The sequence below is a fragment of the Paracnuella aquatica genome, assembly GCF_003332885.2.
Taxonomy (GTDB): domain Bacteria; phylum Bacteroidota; class Bacteroidia; order Chitinophagales; family Chitinophagaceae; genus Flavisolibacter; species Flavisolibacter aquaticus.
On sequence record NZ_QOWJ01000015.1, the window covers coordinates 26728 to 52939 of the forward strand.

19 protein-coding genes are annotated in these 26212 nt (G+C 49.0%); 13 read left to right on the plus strand and 6 right to left on the minus strand.

Features of this window, described 5'->3' with window-relative positions:
- The first annotated feature begins 138 nt into the window (after nt 1-138).
- The 4 genes from DRJ53_RS17430 to DRJ53_RS17445 all read left to right on the plus strand — a co-directional run bounded on the left by DRJ53_RS17430 (nt 139) and on the right by DRJ53_RS17445 (nt 7234).
- On the plus strand, nt 139-624 hold the full coding sequence (locus DRJ53_RS17430) for a DUF3805 domain-containing protein (RefSeq protein ID WP_114236949.1): 486 nt from the start codon (nt 139-141) through the stop codon (nt 622-624).
- A gap of 271 nt (nt 625-895) precedes the next feature.
- Nucleotides 896-4141, plus strand: a complete 3246-nt coding sequence (locus tag DRJ53_RS17435; RefSeq protein WP_114236950.1) for a S41 family peptidase — start codon at nt 896-898, stop codon at nt 4139-4141.
- Nucleotides 4142-4420: 279 nt separating this feature from the next.
- A complete protein-coding gene (locus DRJ53_RS17440; RefSeq protein WP_114236951.1) occupies nt 4421-4993 on the plus strand; it encodes a DUF4256 domain-containing protein in 573 nt (190 codons plus the stop codon).
- Between the two features lie 210 nt (nt 4994-5203).
- Nucleotides 5204-7234, plus strand: a complete 2031-nt coding sequence (locus DRJ53_RS17445) for a M13 family metallopeptidase (protein ID WP_114236952.1) — start codon at nt 5204-5206, stop codon at nt 7232-7234.
- A 692-nt stretch (nt 7235-7926) separates the two neighbouring features.
- On the opposite strand, the gene DRJ53_RS17450 is transcribed toward DRJ53_RS17445, so the two are convergent.
- A complete protein-coding gene (locus DRJ53_RS17450) occupies nt 7927-9057 on the minus strand; it encodes a formimidoylglutamase (protein WP_114236953.1) in 1131 nt (376 codons plus the stop codon).
- 256 nt (nt 9058-9313) lie between these two features.
- Nucleotides 9314-11032: an NACHT domain-containing protein gene (locus DRJ53_RS17455; RefSeq protein WP_114236954.1), complete on the minus strand. Its 1719-nt coding sequence runs from the start codon at nt 11030-11032 to the stop codon at nt 9314-9316.
- A 451-nt stretch (nt 11033-11483) separates the two neighbouring features.
- Between DRJ53_RS17455 and DRJ53_RS17465 the strand changes: the two genes are divergently transcribed.
- The 7 genes from DRJ53_RS17465 (at nt 11484) to DRJ53_RS17495 (ending at nt 20650) form a co-directional block, all read left to right on the plus strand.
- Nucleotides 11484-12731: an efflux RND transporter periplasmic adaptor subunit gene (locus DRJ53_RS17465; protein ID WP_114236956.1), complete on the plus strand. Its 1248-nt coding sequence runs from the start codon at nt 11484-11486 to the stop codon at nt 12729-12731.
- A gap of 6 nt (nt 12732-12737) precedes the next feature.
- The gene (locus tag DRJ53_RS17470; RefSeq protein WP_114236957.1) at nt 12738-14192 is read left to right on the plus strand and encodes a TolC family protein; all 1455 of its coding nucleotides are present in this window, start codon (nt 12738-12740) and stop codon (nt 14190-14192) included.
- A 113-nt stretch (nt 14193-14305) separates the two neighbouring features.
- Nucleotides 14306-14998, plus strand: coding sequence for an ABC transporter ATP-binding protein (locus DRJ53_RS17475; protein ID WP_114236958.1), 693 nt, complete (start codon nt 14306-14308; stop codon nt 14996-14998).
- Entirely contained in the window at nt 14991-16229 is a 1239-nt protein-coding gene (locus DRJ53_RS17480; RefSeq protein WP_114236959.1) for an ABC transporter permease, read from the plus strand. Before DRJ53_RS17475 ends, DRJ53_RS17480 begins: the two co-directional genes overlap by 8 nt.
- Before the next feature lie 228 nt (nt 16230-16457).
- Nucleotides 16458-17654: an ABC transporter permease gene (locus tag DRJ53_RS17485; protein WP_114236960.1), complete on the plus strand. Its 1197-nt coding sequence runs from the start codon at nt 16458-16460 to the stop codon at nt 17652-17654.
- 337 nt (nt 17655-17991) lie between these two features.
- Nucleotides 17992-19365: a sigma-54-dependent transcriptional regulator gene (locus DRJ53_RS17490; RefSeq protein WP_114236961.1), complete on the plus strand. Its 1374-nt coding sequence runs from the start codon at nt 17992-17994 to the stop codon at nt 19363-19365.
- Nucleotides 19349-20650 carry a sensor histidine kinase gene (locus DRJ53_RS17495; protein WP_114236962.1) on the plus strand — a complete coding sequence of 434 codons (1302 nt, stop codon included), beginning with the start codon at nt 19349-19351 and terminating at the stop codon, nt 20648-20650. Before DRJ53_RS17490 ends, DRJ53_RS17495 begins: the two co-directional genes overlap by 17 nt.
- Nucleotides 20651-20671: 21 nt before the next feature.
- Here DRJ53_RS17495 and DRJ53_RS17500 read toward each other — a convergent pair whose 3' ends face one another.
- The 4 genes from DRJ53_RS17500 to DRJ53_RS17515 all read right to left on the minus strand — a co-directional run bounded on the left by DRJ53_RS17500 (nt 20672) and on the right by DRJ53_RS17515 (nt 24053).
- Nucleotides 20672-21859, minus strand: a complete 1188-nt coding sequence (locus DRJ53_RS17500) for a hypothetical protein (protein ID WP_114236963.1) — start codon at nt 21857-21859, stop codon at nt 20672-20674.
- A 250-nt stretch (nt 21860-22109) separates the two neighbouring features.
- A complete protein-coding gene (locus DRJ53_RS17505; RefSeq protein WP_114236964.1) occupies nt 22110-23147 on the minus strand; it encodes a 2-oxoacid:ferredoxin oxidoreductase subunit beta in 1038 nt (345 codons plus the stop codon).
- A gap of 3 nt (nt 23148-23150) precedes the next feature.
- Complete coding sequence (locus tag DRJ53_RS17510) at nt 23151-23585, minus strand: four helix bundle protein (RefSeq protein WP_114236965.1); 435 nt, start codon at nt 23583-23585, stop codon at nt 23151-23153.
- 120 nt (nt 23586-23705) lie between these two features.
- Nucleotides 23706-24053, minus strand: coding sequence for a carboxymuconolactone decarboxylase family protein (locus DRJ53_RS17515; protein WP_114236966.1), 348 nt, complete (start codon nt 24051-24053; stop codon nt 23706-23708).
- A gap of 105 nt (nt 24054-24158) precedes the next feature.
- Here DRJ53_RS17515 and DRJ53_RS17520 point away from each other — a divergent pair, with 105 nt between their 5' ends.
- Both DRJ53_RS17520 and gndA read left to right on the plus strand, forming a co-directional pair.
- Complete coding sequence (locus DRJ53_RS17520) at nt 24159-24617, plus strand: c-type cytochrome (protein ID WP_114236967.1); 459 nt, start codon at nt 24159-24161, stop codon at nt 24615-24617.
- Between the two features lie 110 nt (nt 24618-24727).
- A complete protein-coding gene (gene gndA / locus DRJ53_RS17525) occupies nt 24728-26161 on the plus strand; it encodes an NADP-dependent phosphogluconate dehydrogenase (protein WP_206609816.1) in 1434 nt (477 codons plus the stop codon).
- Nucleotides 26162-26212: the final 51 nt, after the last annotated feature.

Genomic DNA, 26212 nt, shown 5'->3' on the forward strand with positions numbered 1-26212 from the left:
AAAGCCTGCAACAGTACTGTTGCAGGCTTTTTTGTTGAGTAACAATTGAAAGGATGATTGTCGTTGTAACTTGATTTGAATGTTAAGCAAAGGGTTGATGAAAAGGATACGGTCGTATTTTTAAAACAATTCAATTACATGCGTTTAAGGTTTATTTATCTCATAATGGCGATAACGTTTATATCAAGTTGCCAAGTGAATACAAAAAGATTTACATCGAATGATGGATGGTATAGTTTGGCCCTTCCTGTCGGTTGGAGCGAGTACGATGATGGAAACGATGGTACCTACGCATTTTATAACGCAACAACGTGGACAGGCAACTTGCGGATCACAACACTGCATTGGGAAAACAAGGCAAACGAGGACGCAACTAGCGAATTTATCTCGCAAGAAATGCAGGAAAATAAGGGTGCATCTAAGATAAAAGTGGGTGCATTTGATGGCACATTTTATAAAACAGAAGTAGAGGAAGATGGTGTAATGATGCCAATATATTATTGGATTTTTGGCAAAAACAACAACATGTTTATCTGCTCATTTACCACCAACAAGAAACATGAGCAGGATAAAAATACCTTGGCTGAAGTGGAAGGAATTATTCAAAGCATCACCATAAACTGATGGTGCAGCACTATAACAAACCTCTTTTGCGGTTTTAAACAGTTTCCGCTGCCAGCTTTTTACCCAAATACTAATGCACTGGTCCGTCATTAAAAACCACACCTATAAAAGCAAAGCACCCCACTATAATTTTCCATTTTGCTTTTGTACATTAACCCTGCACTATTAACAAGCTACCCAAATTACTGGTGTAGCCAACCCAAGCTTTTGTAACAACCGGCTACACAACAGCCATCCGGTTTTTCTTCTTCCTATTTAATGCTTTTGTAATATGCTACAACATCGTTGTTTCCTTACTGCTGTATTGTTCCTCATTTTATCTGTAGGTGCATCGGCACAAAACACAACCGATACCCGCCTGCTGTGGCAACCGGCCATCAGTAAAGACCAGATCGCTTTTATTTATGCCGAAGACCTATGGGTGGCTAATAGAGATGGCTCTTATCCCCGGAGGCTAACGGTGAGCGAAGGCTCCGAATCAAACCCCGTGTTTTCACCCGATGGCAGCACCATTGCTTTTACGGCCCACTACGATGGCAACATGGATGTTTTTGTGGTGCCGGCAGCCGGCGGCGTGCCCCAGCGCCTCACCTGGCATCCTGGTGCCGACCTGGTCCGCGACTTTTCACCCGATGGAAAAAAGGTGCTGTTTGCATCGCAGCGCAATAGTTTTACCAGCCGGTTTTACCAGTTGTTTACCGTAGATATCGCTTCGGGTGCCGAGCGGCAACTGCCGATACCCAATGCGTTCTGGGCTTCGTACAGCCCTGATGGGGCCAGTATTGCCTACACCACCATTCCCGATGCATTCAACCAATGGAAAGGTTACCGCGGCGGCACTATGAGCCGCATTTGGCTATACGATACAAAAACATATGGCGTCACCGAAATTCCCAAACCCAAAGGTGGCAGCAACGATTCCAAACCAGTATGGAAGGGGGCTAAGGTATATTTCCGCAGCGACCGCAATGGCGAGTTCAATGTGTACAGCTATGATGTGGCGGGCAAAACAGTAACGCAACTGACAAAAGGCACCGACTTCCCTGTTTCCAGCCTCGAAGGAACGAAGGATGCCATCATTTTTGCGCAGGGCGGATACCTGCATGTTTTGAATACCGCAACAAACAATACTGCTAAAATTAAAGTGGGTATTGCCGCCGACCTGCTCGATCACCGGCCCCGCTATGTTCGCGGCGACCAGTACATCCGTGGTGGCGACATCTCGCCGTCGGGTGCCCGGGTGGTGATGGATTATCGTGGCGATATCATTACACTGCCGGCGCAAAAAGGCGATGTGTTCAACCTGACCAACACACCGGGGGTGCATGAAAAAGAACCGGCCTGGTCGCCCAACGGAAAATCAATTGCTTACTTTAGCGATGCCTCGGGCGAATATGCATTGCACATAAAAAATGGTGACGGCACTGGTGAACCAAAAGTTATTCAATTGGCTGGCTCGGGATTTTATGCCCGTATTCACTGGTCGCCCGATAGCAAAAAACTAACGTTTGTGGATAATGCCCGCGGCTTGTATGTGGCCGATGTGGCAAGCGGAAAAACCACGAAGATCGCAGAAGATATAAACTATGTACCCGGTCCGTACCGCGATTTGTTTGGCAGTTGGTCGTCGGATGGCAACCTCATTGCCTACACTACCATTTCCGAAACCAATTTTCAGCGGGCATGGATCTATTCTATCCCGGAAGCCAAATCCTATGCGCTTACCGATGCCCTTTCGGATGTAACCGAGCCTACTTTTGATCCTTCGGGTAAATACATTTACCTCTTGGCCAGTACCGATGCGGGCCCCGTGGTTAACTGGTTTGACCAGTCGAGCCAGGACATGGAAGCTACCAATTCCATTTACCTGGTAACCTTGCAAAAATCAGTGCCTTCGCCTTTTGCCAAAGAAAACGAGGTGGAACTCACCAGCGATAGTGCCGGCAGCAAAGCACCATACAAGGCCGACTCCAGCCGCACCCGGGTAAGAATCGATTGGGAGGGCATTCAGTCGCGTATTGTGCCGCTGCCACTTGCACGGGGCCGTTACCGGTCGCTTTCGGTGGTAAAAGAAGGTGAGCTGTTTTACTTGAGTGCGACGCCCCACGATGCAACGCCAACCATGCTCCACATGTACAGTTTGAAAAAGCGGAAAGAAGAACCCATCATGCCGGCCGACGGCTACAGCATTGCGGCCAAAGGCGAAAAAACAGTGTTTATTACAAAAGGAAAATGGGGCATTGCAGCGACCGGCCAAAAGCCCACGCCGGAGTCGATGATCAATACGGCTGCCATACAGGTAAAGATGGTCCCCAAGGAAGAGTGGCGCAACATCTTCAACGAAGCCTGGCGGGTCAACCGCGATTATTTTTACGACCCCAATATGCATGGTGTAAACTGGGCGGCCATGAAAAAGAAATACGAAGCCCTTTTGCCCGATGTGGCCAGCACCGACGACCTGTACCGAGTGATGCAATGGATGTTCAGCGAACTGGGGGTAGGGCACCACCGCTTTGCGTCCCTCGGCGACAGGCGTTCCAGCCCGCAGGTAGTGCCCGGTGGGTTGCTGGGCGCCGATTATGAAACGGTCAACAACCGATACCGCATCAAAAAGATTTATGGCGGGCTCAACTGGACGCCCGACCTACGATCGCCGCTTACCGAACCCGGTGTGGATGTGCGGGTAGGCGATTTTATTTTAAAAGTAAATGGCGCCGATGTTACGGCCGATAAAAATTTCTACAGCTATTTTGAAAACACGGCCGAAAAAATCGTGACCATGACCGTAGCTACTGATGCCAGCGGCGCCAACACACGCACCGTAAAAGTGGTGCCGGTGGCCAGCGAAGTGGCCCTGCGCAACCGCGACTGGGTGGAAGGAAACATGCGCAAGGTATCGGAGGCTACCAATGGGCAGGTAGCTTATGTGTATGTGCCCAATACCACCACGCAGGGGCATGAGTATTTTAAACGGTACTTTTTCCCGCAGGCCAACAGGGCTGCTATCATTGTTGACGAACGGTTTAACGGCGGCGGGCAGTTAGCCGATTATTATATCGACCTGCTCAAGCGGCCGGTGCAGTCGTACTGGCGCTACCGGCATGGTAAAGATCAAAAGGCGCCCAATGCATCCATACAAGGGCCCAAGGTGATGCTGATTGATGAATCGGCCGGCTCGGGCGGCGACTACCTGCCGTTCCTCTTTCGGCAGGCCAAACTGGGCACGCTGGTAGGCAAAACCACCTGGGGCGGATTGGTGGGTATTTTGGGTTTCCCCGAGTTTATTGATGGTGGCGAGGTAACGGCACCCAACCTGGCATTTTTTGATGAAAATGGCTTTGGCATCGAAAACGTAGGCACCCCTCCCGACATCGAAGTAGAGCAGTGGCCTGCCGATGTGATTGCGGGCCGTGATCCTCAACTGGAAAAGGCCATACAGGTTGTAATGGACGAACTCAAAAAGAATCCACCGAAAAAAGCACCGGCACCAAAAGCGCCTGTGAAGGCAAGGTTGTAACAACTGCAGCAAAGCTGCTTTTTATGTGATACACTATCTCTTGCAGGCAAATCGTTTTGTCGCCGGTGCTACTGTCAGTTTTTCGCAAAACGATTTGCTGCTTTTGCTCCCTATTGCGGCTGCTTGGTTGTATGTTTTGATGGGTTCCAAGACTAAGCAAATGCGGCAGCCTAATCAACGAACCAACGCATGCTAACATCCCTTTTATTTAATAAAAAACAATCAGCAGGTTAGCTGTAAACAGTGCGCTTAATTGAATGCTGGAATATACATTTGCCCATGGCCAAAAAAGAAAGTAAAAGCAGTTTACCCGCTGCGCAGGAACAAGCATTGCTGCAAATATTGCAAAAACGTTTTGAACAAAACATGCATCGCCATGCAGGCCTCAAATGGGCGGATGTACTGCAACGCCTTCAAGGAGCTGCCGCAAAACTTTGGTCGCTCAACGAGATGGAAGAAACCGGCGGTGAGCCCGACGTAATTGGCCAGGATGCAGCAACCGGCGCCTATATTTTTTGCGACTGCGCCGCCGAAAGTCCCAAAGGTCGCCGCAGCCTGTGCTACGACCATGAAGCCTGGGAGGCCAGGAAAGAAGCCCGCCCTGCAGGCAATGTGGTGGACACGGCCGCAGCCATGGGCATTGAACTGCTAAATGAAGCGGCCTACCGGGCGCTGCAGCAATTTGGTCCCTTCGATACCAAAACTTCCAGCTGGATTAGCACACCCGATGTTATCCGCGATCTAGGCGGCGCCCTGTTTTGCGATTACCGCTACGGCACCGTATTTACCTACCACAATGGCGCTTCGTCTTATTATGCGGCCAGGGCTTTTCGCGGCAAATTGTTGGTGTAATAACAGTACTAAGCAAACACCTTACTGCTGCGCTATTCGTATATGCAGCCGGTGTGCAATGGCGCTGTGCGTATCATGATTTTTTAAACTGGTCTGAACTTTTAACACCGGCATCACGCCGCCTTTAAGAGGCGTTAAAACCACCATTCAGGTATGATGTCTTCCACCAATGTTCGGTAAATTAGCACCTCCTTAAACAGAGGTTCAACCATGAGAAAACTTACAACAACCCTTGCCGCCGGCATTGCCGTGGCCGGCCTGGTGGCTTTTACCCCACCCGGCGATAAGAAACCCAAGTACATCGACAAAGCCAATATGGACCTGTCGGTAAAACCGGGTGAAAATTTTTACCTATATGCCAATGGCTCGTGGCTAAAAAGCAACCCGGTGCCCGGTTCCAAAACCCGCTGGGGCTCGTTTGATGTGCTGCGTGAAGAAAGCTCCAAGCGCCTGCAGGCGCTGCTTACCGAGGCTTCCAAAAAAGGGGCTACCGATCCGAAGATGCAGCAGATCGGCGATTTTTACCTCAGTGGTATGGACACCGCCGCCATCGATGCCAAGGGTTTTACCCCCATTGCCGCCGACCTCCAGCGCATTGATGCCATCAAAGACGTAGCAGGTTTGCTCAACGAAATTGCCTTTGCCCGCACACAAGGCAGCAGCAGTGCGCTGTTCGGCTTTTTTGTAACGCAGGACCGTAAGGCCGTTATCCAATACATTCCGCAATTGTCGCAAGGCGGTACCACGCTGCCCGACCGCGATTATTACCTGAAGGGGGACAGCCGTAGCACCGCCATCCGCAATGCGTATGCACAGCATTTGAACAAAATGTTTGCCCTCATTGGCGAAGATGCTGCCACTGCGCAGGCCCATGCCGAAGCAGTATTGCGTATTGAAACGGCCCTGGCAAAAGCCCAGATGAGCCGCACCGAAATGCGCGACCCCTACAAAACCTACAACAAGTTTGCGGTAAAAGACTTCAGCGCAACAACGCCTTCCATCGATTGGAGCACCATGCTGAATAACCTCAAACTTACCGGCGCCGATAGCGTGATCGTGAACAACCCAGCGTTTTTTAAAACCGTGGATGTACTGCTTACCGCAGTGCCGCTTGCCGATTGGAAAACTTACCTGAAATGGCGCCTGCTCGATAACAGCGCGGCGTACCTGAGCAAACCTTTTGTGCAGCAGAACTTTGCCATGACGCAGGTGCTGACCGGCCAGAAAGAACTGACGCCCCGCTGGCAGTTCACCTCGTCGCTGATCGATAACCAACTGGGCGACCTGCTGGGTCAATTGTATGTAAGCAAATACTTTAAACCCGAGGCAAAAGCCCGCATGCAGGAGCTGGTGAAAAACCTGGAAACCACTTTTGCCGGCCGCATTCAGCGCCTCGACTGGATGAGCGACGAGACCAAGGTAAAAGCGCTGGAAAAGCTCAATGCATTTACCAAAAAGATCGGCTACCCAGATGTGTGGAAAGACTATTCGTCCATTAAAATTGACCGCGCCGATTTTGTGGGCAACATGCGCCGGGCAAGCCAGTGGGCCTACAACGATATGGTGACCCGTTACGGCAAACCCGTGGACAAAACCCGCTGGGGCATGACGCCGCCCACCATCAACGCCTACTACAGCCCATCGAACAACGAGATCGCGTTTCCTGCGGGTATTTTGCAGTTTCCGTTCTTTGATTTTGGCGCCGACGATGCCATCAACTATGGCGGTATTGGTGCAGTGATTGGTCATGAAATTACGCATGGCTTTGATGATAACGGCGCCCAGTACGCCGCCGACGGCAACCTGAAAAACTGGTGGACCAAAGATGACGAAGCGAAGTTTAAAGGCCTGGCCAACCGCGTGGTGGAACAGTACAATGCGCTGACCGTGCTCGATACCATTCATGTAAACGGACGCCTCACCCTCGGCGAAAACATTGCCGACCTCGGCGGCCTCAACATGGCCTACGAAGCGTTTACCAAAACCAAGCAATTCAAAGAAGGCAAAATGATCGACGGCTTTACGCCGGCACAACGCTTTTTCCTCAACTGGGCGCAGGTTTGGCGCAACAACGCCCTGCCCGAAACACAGGCGCAACTGATCCTCACCGATTCGCATGCACCCGGCATGCACCGTGCCAACGGCCCTGTTGTAAACATCGACGCCTGGTACGAAGCATTTGGCATTCAGCCCGGCGACAAGATGTACGTAGCGCCGGAAAAGCGGATTAGGATCTGGTAGTAGAACTAGGATTTTTTGGATTGTAAAAGATTAGTTTGGAAAAGGGAGTGGCAGGTGATTCTGCCACTCCCTTTTTTTATTTGTTTATTGGTGTAACCGGCTGCTGTAATGCTATTGAACTGCTGTGCAGCCTGTCCTGAACTTGTTTCAGGATCGCACACTTGTACGTTCTGTATTTCTATTGAGCTTTACCCATGCACCTGTAGTAAAACATTTCCTTTCATTAGCTGTCATGCCGAACTTGTTTCGGCATCCCCTGCACCTCGCAGGGTTTATAAAAACGAAAAGGAGATGCCGAAACAAGTTCGGCATGACAGACACTAACGATAAAAAGCAACCTACACCCCTGTAGTTATTGTGCGCTTTCCTTTCAATATTCTTACCCACCCATCACGCTTTTTGCTTTGTCATCCTGAGCACAGCGAAGGATCTAAGCCTGCACCATTACAATCATAGCAATACAAATGATGCTGCCTCTTTTGCAACAAAGCGTTCAGCTACCACACTCAGATGCTTCGCTGCGCTCAGCATGACAAGCAAAGACCCAGCACAAAAAGCAAGAACTTACCATCAAAGAAAAACCTTCTTAAAATCCAAAGCAGATCACCAACAAAAAAAGCCACAAGGAACCCAAATTCCTTGTGGCTATAATCATATCAAACCTCCTCAAAAATCCTCTCCAATCCCAGTTCTTAACTCCGTTCCTGGAACCTCAGCCACCGCTCCGGGTATTCATTGGCCGCGGCCACCTGGTAATCGCGGAAAGAGCAGGCGATGAACTTGCCATCGGGCAGTTGCATCCACCAGCGGCCGGTGCGTTTGCTTTGCAAAAACAAGGTGTCGTTATCGGAAAAGGTAACGTGATATTCATTGAACGACTCACGTTCATCAATATGCGCTTCGCGGAGGCCGCGGCTGCGGCCGTCGATGAGGTACCAGATCATTTGCGCCAGTTGTTTGGCGGTAAGGCTTTCCTTATCGTGCTCGGGGCGGTAGCCATAGAGGCCAATGCTGCGCATATGGGTGCTCATGCCGGCGTACTGCATCAGTATACAGGCGTCCTCGCCGGTAAGGCCGTTGGGCGTAACGGTGTTGGCAGGTGCATAAGCATGTGCAATGGCGCTGATGTCGAAGGTAAACAGGTGGGCATTGCGCACCACCGGTTCCATTTCTTCTATCTGTTCCCGCACCTTGCCCACGCGGAAACAATCGAAGCGCAACTTGTCCATTGTTTCCAGCAGGCGGGGGTGTACAAAATAACTTTGAAACCCGATGTGGCTGTAATGGTTCATGTAGTTTGGGTCGGCGGTGAGCAGGTCCATAAGAAACGACTCCGACTTGAGCGGCGACCCGATATGAATATCCACCACGGCATCCACACCAACGGCATCGATCAGTTCCTTGTTATCGGCAAAGGCGTTGTATTGTGCCAGCGTCAGGTCGTGGGAGCCGCCCAGGATCACCACCAGCTTGCCCATCTCGGTCAGTTCGTGCTGCACCATTTTCAGGGCGGCATAGGTATCGGTTTTCGATTTGCCGGTACGAACGTTGCCCAGGTCGGCCAGTACAATATCGTGGTGCCAGTAATAAAGGTTATATAGTGCGCTGCGGATAGCATCGGCGGCGCTGCTTTCGTGCAGCAGGCCGGCGCCGCGCTGCTCGGTGCAGCCGATGATCACAATATCGGCCGCTTCAATATCAGGGATGCCTTCCTCCTCGTGGGCCAGTATGGCGTGGCCGATCTGGCCTTCGCGGTAGCCCATATCTTCCGAAATGCGGTGCTTGTCGATGGGTAATAGCAGGGTGTTGAGCGTGTCGTACATAGGGCGGCAAAAATAACCGCGGATTACCGGATTGAGGGGATTGGGGGGATTTTTTTGTAGTCGTCGCGGATTTAAAGGGTGGTTGGAAAGAAGCCTTTTGCTCCACTAGCGTTTGTCATGCAGAGCGCAGCGAAGCAGCTATTTGTTATTTGAAGTAGTTTGGTGCGCTGGTTGTTGGTGGCCCAGTGCACAAAAATTACGCATCACACCAACAACGGCTTGTATATGATAAATGTTCAGACAAAAAAATAAGCAATCAAATCATATCAATAATTTTCAAATCACTCTCTTCTTCCTCCTCTAGATATCTAGTTAATTCCTCAAGAACGCGGGGGAATAGAGGTACAATATCCTTTCTTAACTCAGCAAATTGCTTTTTCTCTAATTTATTTTCTTCTTGTGTGAATTTAATCTCCTTCTGATTTCTAGCATGAGCAGCCATTACAATTTTGTGACGCTCATCGTAAAAAAGAGAAATTTTTTCAAAAATTAATTCTAGGTTTCTCGATTGCGAGGAGAAAATGACACTAAAAAAGTATACACTGTAAATGTGTTCATAATGTGACTTCTTCCATCTTCCCTGTAATTCTGAATAAGTTTGTTTAATAAAGGGGATCGAAATATACCTTATTACATTGATTGGGTCTTGTTCTAATAATAGAGTATAAAAATTTTCTTTAGGTGGCAAAAAGCGATTTCCACTTTCCCATATCTCATTGCATATTTTTTGGTAAATTTCTCTTTTGTGACCTTCCTCAAGGCTTACTACATACAAAGAAGCAAAATATTCTTGTAGTGATCTATGAGGAAAAACATAATCCAATCCCTCTTTATTTAAAATGCAAATTGCGACCTGTAAATCATTTACTAATTTTTGACTATCAAACTGGAGCGTTTTCTTTTTTTCCTTTATCTGAGATAACATGTCATAGAGAAAACCCTCATTAAAAACGAAAATCTCTTTGAAATACGTAATGAAAGAAAAAAGCTTTAAAATATGTTCAAACTGCTCTTTGTTAAGTCCACACGTTTTTTCGCGAGACCAAGATAACTTTGAGATGCTATCATGCAAGTAAAATAAAGAATCGAAAACTTGTTTGTAGAAAGTGCTTTTCTTAATTGGAATGTCTGAATAAGTTTGAAAGGTCAAAATGAACATCGAAAGTAACAATGGGTTGGTTAGATACGACATGTAAGACTTGTTGCTTTCTGATGCTATAGCTTCAATGATTTTTGTTGCAATCTCCTTTTCTTGAGGTGGAATTTGCTTCCTTACAAACTGCTCTATCTCACCACCGGTTAGTTCGCACACTTGTAAATTCTTAAATTTAGATAGGAGTTCGATGTTGGTATAAGGCCTCGAAGTTATAATGAAGCAGTTTTTATTATAAACTTTTGTGAAGTCATTTATATCTTTTGTTATTCGATCTTTCACACTTGAATTTAACTCATCATAACCGTCAAAAAAGAAAAGAAAATTTCCACTAAGTAATAATCGGTGAATTATTTTTTGATCAAATGCGAGTTGTTCAAGCTTAAAAATCTCATCTTCAATAAACTTGTGTAAGCTACCATTATAGTTATTTAGGTATCTGAGTTCGATTTTAATGGGAATTTTATATGCAGACTCGATTGCTTGTACAACCAAATGTTTAACAATTGTGCTTTTGCCACTTCCTGCTGTGCCTATAATTGTGATAAACCTTCCGTTAGCAAATAAATCTTGACAAGTCGCAGTAGAGATTTTTTCAGCCGAATTAGGATGGTGATTTTTTCGCAGAAACAAAGGTTGATAAAAGTCATTTAATTTTACTGGCTCTATCCTATGTATAATAGTTTTTGTGTAATAGTTTCTTTCAAATTCTTCCACCTGATATTCAAGAAGCCGATTTGATACCGTTTGCTTTACATGTTGTTCAAGAGTGTTCCAAATCTTGGCTAAGGGTAAGTTTATTAATTCAACAATACCATCCATTTAATTATTGCTTTAAAACTTTACTAATGTAAGCTTCTAATGATCTTATGAAAACTTTTTTTACAAAAAGATTTATAGCAAATTGCAATCAACTAGATGAAATCCACTTACTACCGTTGTTGGTGTTTGCCTGGCATCTATGTAGTGGCGGCACCTACAACCGTGTAGGCAATAATTTTTGGTGAGCCAGCGCACAAAAGCTGCGCATCACACCAACAACGGCTAATACCAGCCCAATAGACTTCCCAACCGTACAAGTGTGCGACGCAACAACAGCCCAATAGCAATCCCACAGCCGGCTACATAAAAATTCTTCACCACCCGTTTGCAAGTTCGGACGCTTTGTCCGATATCGGACAGTTTTTGAAAATGAAAATGCTGCAAGTGGTTCAATTTCATGCATTTAAGTTTGGCACCCGCCTTGGAATGAATGAGTCCGAAATCAACCAACATGGACAAGGTCATTACCAAAGAAGTAACTGCACAAAAGAGAAAAAAAACACTGCTTTACGTCCTGCTTTCCCTGGCCATACTGGTGGCTGCGGTTTTTTCCCTGCGTTTTGCCTTTCATTCGAGCTTAAAAAAATCGGAGATCACCACCGCGGTGGTAGAAGTGGGCGATATTGAAAATACCATCTCCGCCTCTGGTGAAATGCGTCCCGAATTTGAGCAGGTGCTGTCCAGCGCCATCAACGCCTCCATCCAGGAAGTGCTCATCGATGCAGGCAGCAACGTGGCCGCCGGGCAGCCGGTGCTGATGCTCGATAAATCGGCTGCGCAAACCGAATACGAAAAATTGAAATACACACTGGAGTCGAAGCGCAACGCCATTCAAAAGCTGCGGCTGGAACTGGAGAAAAGCTTTTACGACATCCGCTCCAACAACGACATCAAACAACTGCGCATCAACAGCCTGCAGGCCGCACTGGAAGATGCCAAACGACTGTACAAGGCAGGCGGCGGCACCCGCGAGGACATTGAGCAGGCCGAGCTCAATTTGAAAGTAGCACTGCTGGAAAAAAAGCAGCTCGAGAACGAAGTAAAATCCAAGCAAAGGACCATGCAGGTAGAGATCCGCGAATCGGAGCTGGCCGCAGCGGTGCAACAGCAGGATATGATGGAGCTGCAACGCAAACTGCAACTGGCGCAGGTTACGGCCAGCCGCCCAGGTGTGATTACCTGGGTAAATAAAAACATCGGCGCCAGCGTGGTGGAAGGCGAGCCCCTGGTACGCATTGCCAACCTCGAAAGCTTTAAGGTAACCGGTTCGATTTCGGACAACTATATGGGCCAGCTTACCAACGGCATGGAAGCCATCGTGGTGATCAACGACACGCAGTTCCGCGGTACGGTGGTCAACATCAATCCTTCGGTGCAGAACGGCATTCTTTCTTTTGATGTGCAGCTTGCGGAAAAAAAACACAGCCTGTACCGTCCCAACATGAAAGTGGATGTGTACCTGGTTACGGACAAACACAGCAACGTGCTGAAAGTGGCCAACGGGCCTGCATTTAAAGGCAGCAATGTGCAGGACCTGTTTGTGGTGCAAAAAGACAAAGCGGTACGCCGCACCGTGCATATTGGCCTCATCAACTTTGATCATGTAGAATTGAAAGACAATGTGCAAAAGGGCGACGTGATCATTACCTCCGATATGAGCGACTATAAGAATGCTAAAGAAATAGCCCTCAAAAACTAGTTTTTTATGAAACAACCAATACTAACCATGCTGCTCCTCGGTGCTATGTGCTGCCACGCCCAGCAGGCCGATACCATCAGGGTATCGCTTACGGAAGTGGTGGCCATGGCAAAGGAGCGATCCATTGCATCGCGGCAGGCGCAAACGGTAAAGGAAACGCGTTACTGGCAGTACCGCACCTTTCGCTCCAACTATGCGCCGCAGCTATCCCTGCAGGGCAATGCACCGGGCTACAACAAGCAATTCATACCAGTGGTGCAGCCCAATGGCACCATCGATTTCCAGCCGGTGCACAACAATAATTCGTCGCTCAATTTATCGTTCAGCCAAAGCCTGGCGGCTACCGGCGGTACCGTGTTTGGCACCACGCAAATTCAGCGCTTTGATGATTTTGATCGCAAGAATACTTTGTACAACGGTGTGCCGTACGGGCTGGGTTATAGCCAGCCGCTTTTTAAGTTCAATGCACTGAAATGGGACCAGCGCATTGAGCCGTTGAAGTACAACGAAAGCAAGCAGCAGTTCATTGAGTCGATGGAAGAAATTGCACTGTCGGCAAGCACCTTGTTTTTCGATCAACTGCTGGCGCAGGTAAACCTGCAGATTGCCGAAACCAATTTTACCAACACCAAAAACATCATGCGCATTGCAGCCGAGAAATATGAGATGGGTAAAATTTCGCGCAACGAAATTTTGCAGCTGCAACTGGAAGAACTGAAAGCACAAAAAGCCGTAGGCACGGCACGCCGCGATATTGAAATTGCGAACCTGAATCTAAAAGCATTTGCCGGCATGCAGGGCGATGCAAAGATTGAACTGTTGGTGCCCGAAGCTATTTCGATGATCCGCATTGCGCATGAAAAAGTGTTGTCGGAAGCTTATGCCAACCGCTCCGATGCCATTGCATTTATGCGCCGCGAACTGGAAGCCAGCCGCGATGTGGCGAAGGCAAAAGGCGACAACGGCATCAACGCTACGCTGACTGCACGATTGGGTTATTCAAAAAGCGCTACCTCGTTTACCAAAATGTACCAGTCGCCCAAAGACCAGCAACTGCTGCAACTGGAGTTTGACATTCCAATCCTGGATTGGGGCCGCTCTAAATCACGCACCAAAACAGCGGAAGCAAACCGTAAGTTTACCGAGTATGCCGTGGAGCAGGACAAGCAAAATTTTGCACAGGAAATTGTTACGGAAGTGACCTTGTTTGACATGATGAAAGACCAGGTGGCGCTGGCCCGCCGTGCCGACAGCATTGCCTCGGAAAAGTATACCATTGCCAAAGACCGGTATGTGCTGGGCAATTTAAGCATCACGGATTTGAGTATCGCGTTCCAGGAAAAGGACCAGGCCAAGCGTGATTATGTTTTTGCGCTGCGCGATTACTGGAAAGCCTTTTACCGCCTGCGTTACCTGTCGCTGTACGATTTTGAAAACGAGCAAAAGATCGCGTATAAGTAAAACCACGAAGACACCAAGAAACTAAGAAACACTAAGAAAAACCTTCGTGTTCCTTCGTGGCCTTTGTGTCTCCGTGGTTCAAATAAAATATTCACCAAACTAAAACCAACCAAATGATCCAGTTAAAACAAATTGAAAAAACATACCGCACTGATACCATTGAAACCCTTGCGCTGAACGGCATTAATTTGAATATTGCCAAAGGCGAATTTCTTTCCATCATGGGCCCGTCGGGCTGCGGTAAAAGTACGCTGCTCAACATCATGGGTTTGCTCGATGCACCCAGCAGCGGCGAAGTGCTGATTGATGGACAGCAAACCACGCATCTATCCGACAAAGCACTGGCCCGCTTCCGCAACCAAAAGATCGGGTTCATTTTTCAAAGCTTTCACCTCATTAACGACCTGAAGGTTTTGGACAATGTGGAACTCCCCCTTTTGTACCGCAACATATCTGCAAAAGAACGTACCGAGCTGGCTAAAGAAGCGCTGGTAAAAGTGGGCCTGAGCAACCGCATGAAACATTTTCCCGCACAACTTTCGGGTGGGCAAAAACAACGTGTGGCCATTGCCCGTGCCATTGTGGGTAAACCGGAATTGATCCTTGCTGATGAACCTACCGGCAACCTGGATAGTGCCATGGGCAACGAGATCATGGAGTTGTTGCTGCACCTCAACGAAGTGGACGGCGCCACCATTGTAATGGTTACCCACGATGAAACGATGGCCAAAAAAACGCATCGCCTGGTGCGCCTGTTTGATGGCTCGCAGGTAAACGATCACGCTTTAAAACCAATGTATGCTTAAGAACTATTTTAAAATAGCGATTGCGGTATTGAAGCGCCGCAAGTTCTTTACGTTCATCTCCCTGTTTGGTATTGCGTTTACGCTTACCATTCTGATTGTGGCTACCGCATTTGTTGACAATGCCGTTAGCGCCAATTATCCCGAGGCCAATCGCGACCGCTCGCTGTACATCAACATGCTGGAACAGAGAAATCCGGAGAAAGGTTATTCGATGAACGGGCCCATGAGTTATCATTATGCCAGCACTTATATCAGTACACTTAAAACGCCGGAGAAAGTGGCGTTGGGCACCATGTTTACACCCACCAATACTTATGTGGCCAACAAAAAACTGGTGATTGACCTGAAGCTGACCAACGCCGAGTTTTGGGATGTTATGCAGTTCCATTTTTTGGAAGGAAAACCTTACGGCCAGCAACAAATTGCCAACAGCGAACTGGTGGCCGTTATATCGGAAGAAACCAAGCAGGAATACTTTGGTGATGTTGCATCGGTGGTGGGTAAAACCATCGAAACCGACAACGTAAAATACAAAGTGATGGGTGTGGTAAAAAGCGTGCCGGTAACCATGCTCGTTTCTTACGCCGATATGTATGTGCCATACACGGCTTCAAAAACCAACCTCAAAACGAAATCGTACAATGGTATGTTCATGGCGGTGTTGATGGGCCGTACCAAAGCCGACCTGCCGAAGATGAAAGCCGAATATGCCAGCGTGGTAGCCAAAGTACCGCCCGGCGATGCGGAGATGAAGCAGGTGATCAGCCATGCCGACAAATACCTGGAAAGCTTTGTACGTTCCTCGCCGCTGCGTGGAAAGGACGGCCCGAATATGAGCATGCTGTACCTGGTGCTGGTGGTGTTTGTGTTGTTGTTCATGTTGCTGCCTACGCTCAACCTGGTCAACATCAACATCAGCCGCATCATGGAACGGTCGTCTGAAATTGGCGTCCGCAAAGCGTTTGGCGCATCATCGGGTACATTGATCGGGCAGTTTGTAGTGGAAAATTTAATCCTCACGGCCATCGGTACCGTCATTGGTGTAGCACTTTCATTTTTCGTGTTGCAGTACATCAACAGCTCGGGTATGATCGCCAATATCCACCTCACCATCAACTTCACGGTGTTGCTCTATAGCGTTATTGCCTGTATTGTCTTTGGCTTGTTGTCCGGCGTCTATCCTGCCTGGCGCATGTCAAGGCTGCAGGTGGTAGCAGCACTAAAGGCGTGACGGACGTGAAACGTGAATGGTGAATAGTGAATGGTGAATTTGATGTTCGATGATGTGAAGATGGCTGATTTGAATACATGAAAACCTACACATTACATATCAGCGATCACCACATCAGCCATCAGCCATCCGCCATCTTTCACGTTTCACTTTTCACGTCTGACGATTCACAATTCACCATTCACGACTCACCATTCACCATCTCCCTCATTCCTCAAAACTCTTTATATGTTCAAGCATTTATTCAAATTGATCTGGAACAAAAAGAAGCAGAACTTCCTGCTCATTACGGAAATGTTTGTTTCCTTCCTGGTGCTGTTTGCCGTTTTTTCGATGGTGGTTTATTTTTACCAGAACTACAAAAAGCCGGCAGGCTTCGATTACAACGATGTGTGGGTAGCCACTTTTTCCATGCCCGAGCACCTGCAAAGCAATGACTCCGTAAACCTCTTTGCCGAGGCCATGCGCAACAGCCTCAAATCAATGCCCGAGATAAAAGAACTGAGCTTCACCAGCATGAACGTGCCCTTTTCCATGAGCACCAATGGCACCAGTGTAAGTTCGCAACAAAAGCCACGGGTGCACACCAATATTTTTGAAGTGGAGCCCACGTACAAAGATGTTTTAAGCATACATATGGTTGAAGGCCGCTGGTTTCAAAAAGGCGATCATGTAGCTAAGTTGCGACCCGTAGTGCTCAATCAAAAATTAAAGGAAGAATTGTTTGGCAGCGAACCGGCTTTAGGCAAAACACTGGGTGAAGAAAATTACAAAACCGGCCAGTTTGAGGACCGCTTTAAAGTAATAGGCGTGGTGCAAAACCTGAAAGAAACCGGCGACTACCAGGCCATTGAAAGCGGCGTGTACCGCGGTATGGATAGCGGTGGCCTGCGCTGGAACAATACCATTTTGCTAAAAGTGCAACCCGGCGCCGATGCGGCATTTGAAAGCAGGCTGTTTAAAACCCTTTCCAACATGACCGGCACCAGCATCGAGATTGAACACCTCGAAAAAAAGCGCATTACCAAAAACAAACTGGCGCTGGTGCCCATGATCATTATGCTGATTGTGGGTGGGTTTCTCATCATCAACGTGGCCATGGGATTGTTTGGGGTGCTTTGGTACAACATCAATAAACGCCGCGGCGAAATAGGCCTACGCAGGGCCATCGGTGCATCGGGCAGTGCGGTATCGAAACAGCTCATTGGCGAGGCCATGGTGCTGTCCACAATGGCCTTGATTGTGGGTAGTTTTTTTGCGGTGCAATTCCCGCTGCTGCATGTGTTTGACTTGCCTGCTTCGGTGTATGTGGCGGCTATACTGTTGGCGATTGTATTTATTTATTTGCTGGTGTTTGTGTGTGCCCTGTATCCGGGCAAACAGGCTGCGGCTATTTACCCGGCGGTGGCGCTGCACGAAGAGTAAACCAGTGATTTGTATGATTGGGAAGGATTTGTATGATTATTAAAAGCTTCGTCATTGCGAGGCGCCGTAGTTGCATTGTAGTAAAATGAAACTGTTGCGCCGAAGCAACCTCCTGCAATACACTAAACCGGTTTGCAGGAGATTGCTTCGGCGCACAGCATTTATTACTTTACAGCAACACTGCAGCGCCTCGCAATGACAAGTGTATCACAGAGTTCGTAAGGCCGCACAACCATCATACCCATCAGAGACGAACTTATTACCACACATCCCCTCAATCATTTCTATTCATACAAATCACCGGTTCCATCTCCGGTTTCTTTAATTTTATCCCTGCATGATCCTGATTATTGATGATGATATTGCGGTGCGTACTTCCTTGCAATTGTTGCTGCACAGCGAGGGCTATGCCACGGCGGAAGCTGCAAACGAAGGGGAGGCGTTGCAACAGCTCCAGCAGCATGATGTGGCCCTGGCTATTCTCGACCTGAATTTTTCCATGGAAACATCGGGCAAGGAAGGCATGCAGTTGCTGCAGCAAATTAAAAGTGGGCACCCTGCGCTGCCCGTTATCCTCATCACCGGCTGGGGCACCATCGACCTGGCCGTGCAGGGCATGAAACTGGGTGCCAACGATTTTATCAACAAGCCCTGGGAAAACAGCCACCTGCTGCAGTCGGTACAAACCCTGCTCGATCTTAAAGAAAAGAAAACAGAACAACTGGGCCGCCGCCAGCTCGATAGCCAATACAATTTTCAACACATCATTGGCGAAGATCCAAAGATGCTGGCATTGCTCGAAACCATCGGTCGTGTAGCCGATACCGATGCGTCGGTATTGATCATGGGCGAAAGCGGAACGGGCAAGGAACTGATTGCCGAAGCCATCCACCAAAACAGCAAACGCAGGGGCAAACCTTTTGTAAAAGTAAACCTGGGCGGCATCTCCACATCGCTTTTTGAAAGCGAAATGTTTGGTCATGTACGTGGTTCGTTTACTGATGCCCGTTATGACCGTACCGGCCGTTTTGAAATGGCCAATAAGGGCACCATTTTTTTGGATGAAATAGGCGACCTCGATGCGAGCAGCCAGGTAAAACTGTTGCGTGTGCTGCAGGACCGCACCTACGAAGTGCTGGGCAGCAGCCGCACTAAAACCCTTGATGTACGTGTAGTGTGCGCCACCAACCGCAACCTCGAAGAAATGGTGGCCCGCGGCACATTTCGCGAAGACCTCCTGTACCGCATCAACCTCATTACCATCAAGCTGCCACCGCTGCGCGAACGGCCAAAGGACATTCCGCTGCTCGTTAATTTTTTCCTGGCCAACCTGCGTGATATTTACAACCGGCCCGACCTGGCCATTACCCGCGAAGCGGCCAAATGGTTGCAGCAACTGCCGCTGCCCGGCAACATCCGCCAGCTAAAAAACCTGGTGGAGCGAACCGTGCTGGTAAGCCGCGGGCCGCTGCTCGATGTGGCCGATTTTCAAAACCAGTACGACCCATCTCCGGCAAAAAAGGAAACGGTGCAATTGCCCGGTGTAGGGCTGTTAACGCTGGAAGAAGTGGAGGTGGAAATGATCAAGCGGGCCATGGCATTTCATAAAAACAAAATAGCAAAAGCTGCAGTGGCACTGGGCCTTACCCGCAGCGCATTGTACCGGCGCCTCGAAAAATACAACCTGCCTTACGATGAAACTGCGGACTAAGTACCTGCTGTTTATTTTCTTTTTGCACGCAGTAACGCTGGTGCTCAGCTTTGTTATTTTCCGGGAAAATAAGCTGCTGTTTCTTTTTTCCGAAGTACTGATCCTCGTCTCCATCTGGCTTGCCTGGGGCCTGTATAAAGAGTTGATTCAACCACTCAAAACTTTAATGACCGGCGTGGAAGCCATCAGGGACCGCGATTTTAATGTAAAGTTCAGGCCAACAGGCAAATGGGAAATGGACCAACTGATTGATGTGTATAACAACATGATCGACCAGTTGCGTGTGGAGCGTACCAGGCAGGAGCAGCAACATTTTTTCCTGGAAAAACTAATTGCCACCGCACCAACAGGCATCATCATTTTAGATTACGACAACCATATTGAAGGCTTCAATCCAAAGGTAGCAGCCATTTTGCAAATGGATGAAAAAACACTGAAAGGAAAGCCCGTTGCCGATTTTCAGCACCCGCTGCTGCAGCAGGTGGCCACGCTTACCACTGGCGAATCAAGAACCATCAGCGTGGCCGGTACCAATACTTATAAACTGCAGTTGGCGCATTTTGTGGATCGCGGTTTTCCGCGTCATTTTATTACCATCGAAGAACTGACTGCGGAGATTTTAGCGGCAGAAAAAAAGGTGTATGGCAAAGTGATCCGCATGATGGCGCATGAAGTAAACAACACGGTAGGCCCGGTCAATTCCATTGTGCAATCCACGTTAAAGGCGGCCACATTTGCACCGGAACAAACAGTAATGATGCAGCATGCGTTGCAGGTAGCCATCAACCGCAACAACAACCTCAATGGCTTTATGCGCAACTTTGCCGACCTGGTAAAACTGCCCCATCCCAACCGTAAAAAGGTGGATCTGCACCAACTGGTGCGCAATGTTTGCGACCTGTTTGCCGTGCGGGCAGCAGAATGCAACATTCAATTTAATTATGAGCTGGATGAAACACCACTATTGATCCATGCCGATGACCAGCAGTTGGAACAGGCCCTGATCAATATTGTAAAAAACGCAATGGAATCCATTGGCAGCAATGGCACCATTACTGTGCAAACCATCACCGCACAATGCATCCTGCGCATCATCGATTCGGGCAAGGGCATTTCGGAAGTGGATGCCGACCATCTTTTTTCGCCGTTCTTCAGCACCAAACGCGATGGCCAGGGCATTGGCCTGATGCTGATCAAAGAAATTTTGCGCAACCACGATTTTCCTTTTTCACTGCGTACGATTGAGCCTGGTAAAACGGTGTTTACCATAAGGTGCAGCAGCTAGTAAAATCTTTATCAGTGCAGTTTATGAACTGCTTTTTAGAAAATGAAACCCGGTGGATTTGATCAGCGCGGCTTGTTCTTCACGCAGGGCCTTGCTGTGTTTGGCCTGCGGCAGCGAGCAATATGCCCTGATGGCCTGCAGCCGGTAAAAACGGTAGAAGAGATAATGCAAGCTATCCCAATCAAAGTGCTCAAACCAATGTGCAAATACGGTTGGCTGGCTTTTGTGCAGTGCTATTTGCCAGATAGCTTCCCAGGCTTCGCCATAGCCCTGTTCAATAAAAATAGTGTTGCCATTCAGCCGTCTAAAAGGCGTCACCACTTTTTCTGATTCTTCATAAAGGCCGGCCAAGTTCAGGTAATCGGCAATCATAAACTGAAAATAAGGAAACGCCCAAAAAGCCACCTGCAGCGGCTTTGGATGTTTTGCTGCCAACTGGTGCACCTGCTCCAGCTCGGTTTCTACCGGCTCTTTGGCCATACATTTTTTATACAAAATGCGGCTGCCCAGGTTTCGGGCCTGCACAAAATCATGCACCGATGCATTGGGTTTGATGCGCAGCAACTGTTCATAAACGGCTGTTGCTTCCCCTTTTTTGTTTTGCAAAAAATGGGATAGAAAAAGCAGCGCATGACCGAAGATCTGCGCTTCGGTGGTTTTTTTATGGTGCAGGTACAAGCGCAGCCCGCGGAGGTAATAATCAAGGCCGAGCCCGTCGATGTACGGAAAACGTTCGTAAAAAAATACCTGCGCTGTTTTGTTTTGGGCCAATGGTTCGGCCAGGCGGTTGAACAGCGTGGCGTTGCCCAAAATGCGTTTGGCAACGCTGCGGCAGGCGTTGTGGTAATTGATGTCGCCTTCGCTTTTTACCTCGATGCGGAAAAAGTCGAGAAAGAACATCGATTCATCCGAAATGTTGCTGGCCGTGGTTTCCACTTCGGTCTGCTGCAGGTGATCCCACGAAGCATAACCGCAGTATTGCGCCAGCAGGTTTTTGGTTTGTAATGATGGAATGCCGCCGCCATTGAGAAAGCCAAAAATGCGGCGCAGCGTATTGGCCGATATGCCGGCGCCAATGGTTTGCTGCATGTGCTGTTGCAGCTTTTCGCAGTCGGCCGATATTTTGATGGTTCTGCCCCAGGTATGTTCTACCTTACTCTTTAAATGCGCCAGTTCGTCGGGAGTAATCGAGGGATGTGTTTTCCGCACTAGCGGAAATTACAAACTTGGAAGAACTTGGAAGATTTTTTCTGCAGCAAATGGGGCAAATTGCAATGCAATCGAAACTAACTGCTATTTCTGATTGCAAGACAATACTATTTCAACTTTTCATAGGCGCAAAAAAATAGACCGGCATTCCTGCCGATCCATTCATTAATTTTCAATCTTAACACACGTTCAAAAGCTGTTTCTAAATGAAGCAGCTTTTGTTTTTTGGGCCATTACAGCCCCACGCCTGTTACACAATGTTCCATGTTTCCCTACCGCGCAGCAACGCATCCAGGTCGGCCACTTTGCGGTCTTTGGCAATGGTAATCTGCTCGTTCAGCACTTCTTCGTAGCAGGGGCGGTCGGCGGCATAAAACACGCCAAAGGGGCGGGGCAGGTGGCCTTCTTTACGCGGGTCATCAAAAATGCGGGTCAGCATTTGTGCTTTGATCAGGTCCTGCTCGTCGTGTATCCACAGGTCGTCGGCCGAAAAGCCTTCGTTGAGCTGCACTACCTCGGGACGGAAGCCGTTGAGGCGAATGCCTTTGTCCTTATTGGCGCCAAAGATCAAGGGTTGGCCATGTTCCAGGAACAGTGTTTCCTCTGCCTTTGAACCTTTCTCGGTAAATATTTCAAATGCACCATCGTTGAAGATGTTGCAGTTCTGGTAGATTTCTAAAAACGAAGCGCCCTTGTGCCCGTGCGACCGCAGCAACATGGCCTGCAGGTGCTTTGGATCGCGGTCCATGCTGCGGGCAATAAAGGTGGCATCGGCACCCAAGGCCAGCGCCAGCGGGTTGAACGGGTGGTCGATGGACCCCATCGGGGTGGACTTGGTTACCTTCTGCTCCTCCGATGTAGGCGAATATTGTCCCTTGGTGAGGCCGTAGATCTGGTTGTTGAACAAGAGTATGTTCACATCAAAATTGCGGCGCAGCAGGTGAATAGTATGGTTGCCGCCAATGCTCAGGCTGTCGCCATCGCCGGTAACGATCCACACACTCAGTTCGGGGCGGGTAGCTTTCAATCCGCTGGCAATGGCCGTGGCCCGGCCGTGGATCGAGTGCATGCCGTAAGTGTTCATGTAATACGGAAAGCGGCTGCTGCAGCCAATGCCCGAAATAATGGCAATATTTTCCCGCGCAATGCCCAGCGTAGGCATCACCTTTTGTACCTGCGCTAGGATGGAGTAGTCGCCGCAACCGGGGCACCAGCGTACTTCCTGGTCGGTTGCAAAATCTTTCGCCGTAAGGGCAGGAGTAGGGGTATTTAAAGTGGGTGTTTCCATTGTTTAAAGAATAACGAACAAGGAACAAGGAATGACGAATTTCGAATAGGGTTCACTGTTCCTGGATTTCTTACGATTTATGATTACTTTTTGAGCTGTTTCTATGCTTTTTACAAAAATGGATATGAGTTGATGGTTTTCATTGATGCACTTGTTTAACCTATCCTCATCAAACCAACTTTTCCTTTTAATTAGCTTCAGGCAGTTGATTGTTTCCCGCAACTCCTTGGCCGACACTTTCATCTTATGAACAAAATCGTTTCTTGATTCGGCACTTTGGGCCTCGCCATATTGCAGGCAGGGCGCTGTGCCGCTTCTGATCAACTGGCCCGACAAATGATTTCCTGCGATTGTTTTCGGAAGTCCTTCAGCAACGTCGATTATTGCTGCAGCAAAGTTGATCAGGCGATCATCCAAGTCAAATTTCCGGTCTGTCATGCCCCTTAGTTTTGGTTTTCCAAAAGCATTTCAAAGGTCCGGATTATTCATTCCAAAGGGCCTGACCTGCCTCAACTTCGTTATTCGGCGTTCCTTGTTTCTTGTTCTGCGGTTCTCAACTTATCCTTGTGCCACCAGCTCTTCCCAATATTCCGCCGCCCTTCTGGTATGCGGAATAACGATCGTTCCGCCCACAATGTTGGCCACGGCAAAAATTTCGTACACCTGCTCGGTGGTTACGCCCTGCTCAAAGGCTTTGCCCAAGTGGTATTTAATACAGTCGTCGCAGCGCAGCACCATAGAGGCTACCAGGCCCAGCATTTCTTTGGTCTTCGTGTCCAGTGCACCGGCTTCGTAGGTGTTTGTGTCCAGGTTCCAGAGGCGCTTCATCACCAAGTTGTTCTTGCTCAGGATCACCTCGTTCATCTTTGCCCGGTACTCATTAAATTCCTGTATCTGATTGGCCATTATCGGTTCTTTTTTGCGGTGCAAAAATAGCGAATGACGGGCACTCCGTTTTGTTAAGAAGGAAAGCAAATTTTTTGTAATAAATTCAAAGCTCAAACACCGTTTATGAAGAAATCTTTTCTGCTCGTCACCACCTTTGCCGTGCTGATCGCTTCTTCTCTGGCATTTACCAATGCCGAAGAAGTGCGGTACAAAAACCTGAAGGTCCTGCCCAAAAAAATCAACAAAGAAGAAATGGATGTGGTGATGAAACATTTTACCGCATCGCTGGGGGTAAAATGCAACCACTGCCATGTGTACAACCAGGAAGCCAAAGCCATGGACTTTGCCTCCGATGCCAATGAGCACAAGCTCACGGCCCGCGAAATGATGAAAATGACCCAGAAGCTCAACAAGAAATACTTTGAGTGGAAAGGCGACTGGACGGCGGTGAAAGACAAGCTGGAAGTAACCTGCTACACCTGCCATGGTGGTAAAAAAGAGCCTTCTTCCTGGCCTCCTGCACCGCAGCGCCCCGGCGGCCCTGCTGCACCGGCCACCACACCGCCCGCCACCCAGCAATGATAAAAGTTGAAGGTTTAAAGTTTAAGGTTCGCTGTTTGCTGGTATAGCAACGCAAACTTTTGGCCCATGCCCAACTTTAAACCTTCAACTTTAAACCCCTTAACCTTTATATGACGCCACAATTTGATTTTGGAATGATCGGCCTTGGCGTAATGGGAAGCAACCTGTTGCTGAACCTGGCCGACAATGGCTTTGCTACCACCGGCTACGACCTCAACCCCGAACGCATGCAGGCGCTGGAAACAGCGGCACGGCACGGCACTACGGTAAAAGGTGCAGCCAGTATGGAGGAAATGGTGCTGTCGCTAAAAAAGCCGCGCAAGCTGATGATGCTGGTGCCCGCCGGCAACCCGGTGGACAGTGCCATCAACTCGCTGCTGCCGCACCTCGAAAGCGGCGACATCCTGATCGATGGCGGCAATTCGTTTTACCGCGATACCCTGCGCCGTGTGGCCCAACTGCACGATCAGGGTATACATTTTTTTGGCATGGGCATTTCGGGCGGCGAGCTGGGTGCCCGCCTCGGGCCGAGCATGATGCCAGGCGGCGACCGCGAAGCCTACCAATTCCTCAAGCCCCTGCTGGAAGCCGTAGCCGCCGAAGCCGACGGCAAACCTTGTGTTGCTTTTATGGGCAAGGGCGCAGCGGGCCATTATGTAAAAATGGTGCACAACGGCATTGAGTACGCCATGATGCAAATGATCAGCGAGGTGTACGATATACTGCACCGCGGTGCTGGCTATACGGCAGAGCAACTGCAGGCCCTTTTTCAAAAATGGAACGACGGCCCGCTGCAATCTTTTTTAATAGAAATAACCGCCGATGTGTTCCGGTTTCGCGATACCGAAACCAAAGCATGGCTGGTAGACATGATATTGGATGAAGCCGGCTCCAAGGGCACTGGCCGCTGGACCACCCAGGAAGCCCTTAACCTTCCGGTAGCCATTCCGGCCATTGATGCTGCCGTGGCGGCCCGCACCCTTTCGGGGGTTAGGGGCCAGCGCCAGGAGGCAGCAAAATTGTTTGGGCAAAAAACGGCTGCTGTAAACAAAGCTGCCGCGTTGGAAGCCGAGCTGGAGAGTGCCCTGTTTACCGGGTTTATTTGCGCTTATGCCCAAGGCCTCAGCATGCTGGCCGCTGCATCGCATGAGGAGGACATGGACATTCCGCTGCCTTCCGTGGTACAGGTGTGGAAAGGCGGCTGCATTATTCGCTCCGCACTACTCAAGCAACTGGAGCAGGCATTTGCACAAAACGAAACCCTGCCCAATATTTTACTGGACAAAACGGTAGCAGGCCTGGTGCAGGAACACGAAAGCGGCCTGCGAAAAGTGCTTACCCAGGCCATTGCCGCTGCGGTACCGGTGCCGGCACTTTCTGCATCGCTGGCTTACCTCGATAGCTACCGCAGTGAGCGGCTGCCCACCAACCTGGTGCAGGCGCAACGCGATTATTTTGGTGCCCATACCTATAAGCGCACCGATCGCGAAGGCGTATTTCATACCGAGTGGCACGAAGGCCCCGATGAACAGCCTGAACCCTGATGCGACTCGTTTGTTGACGTTCGTGGCCGCATTTTTTGCCCAACCCATAAC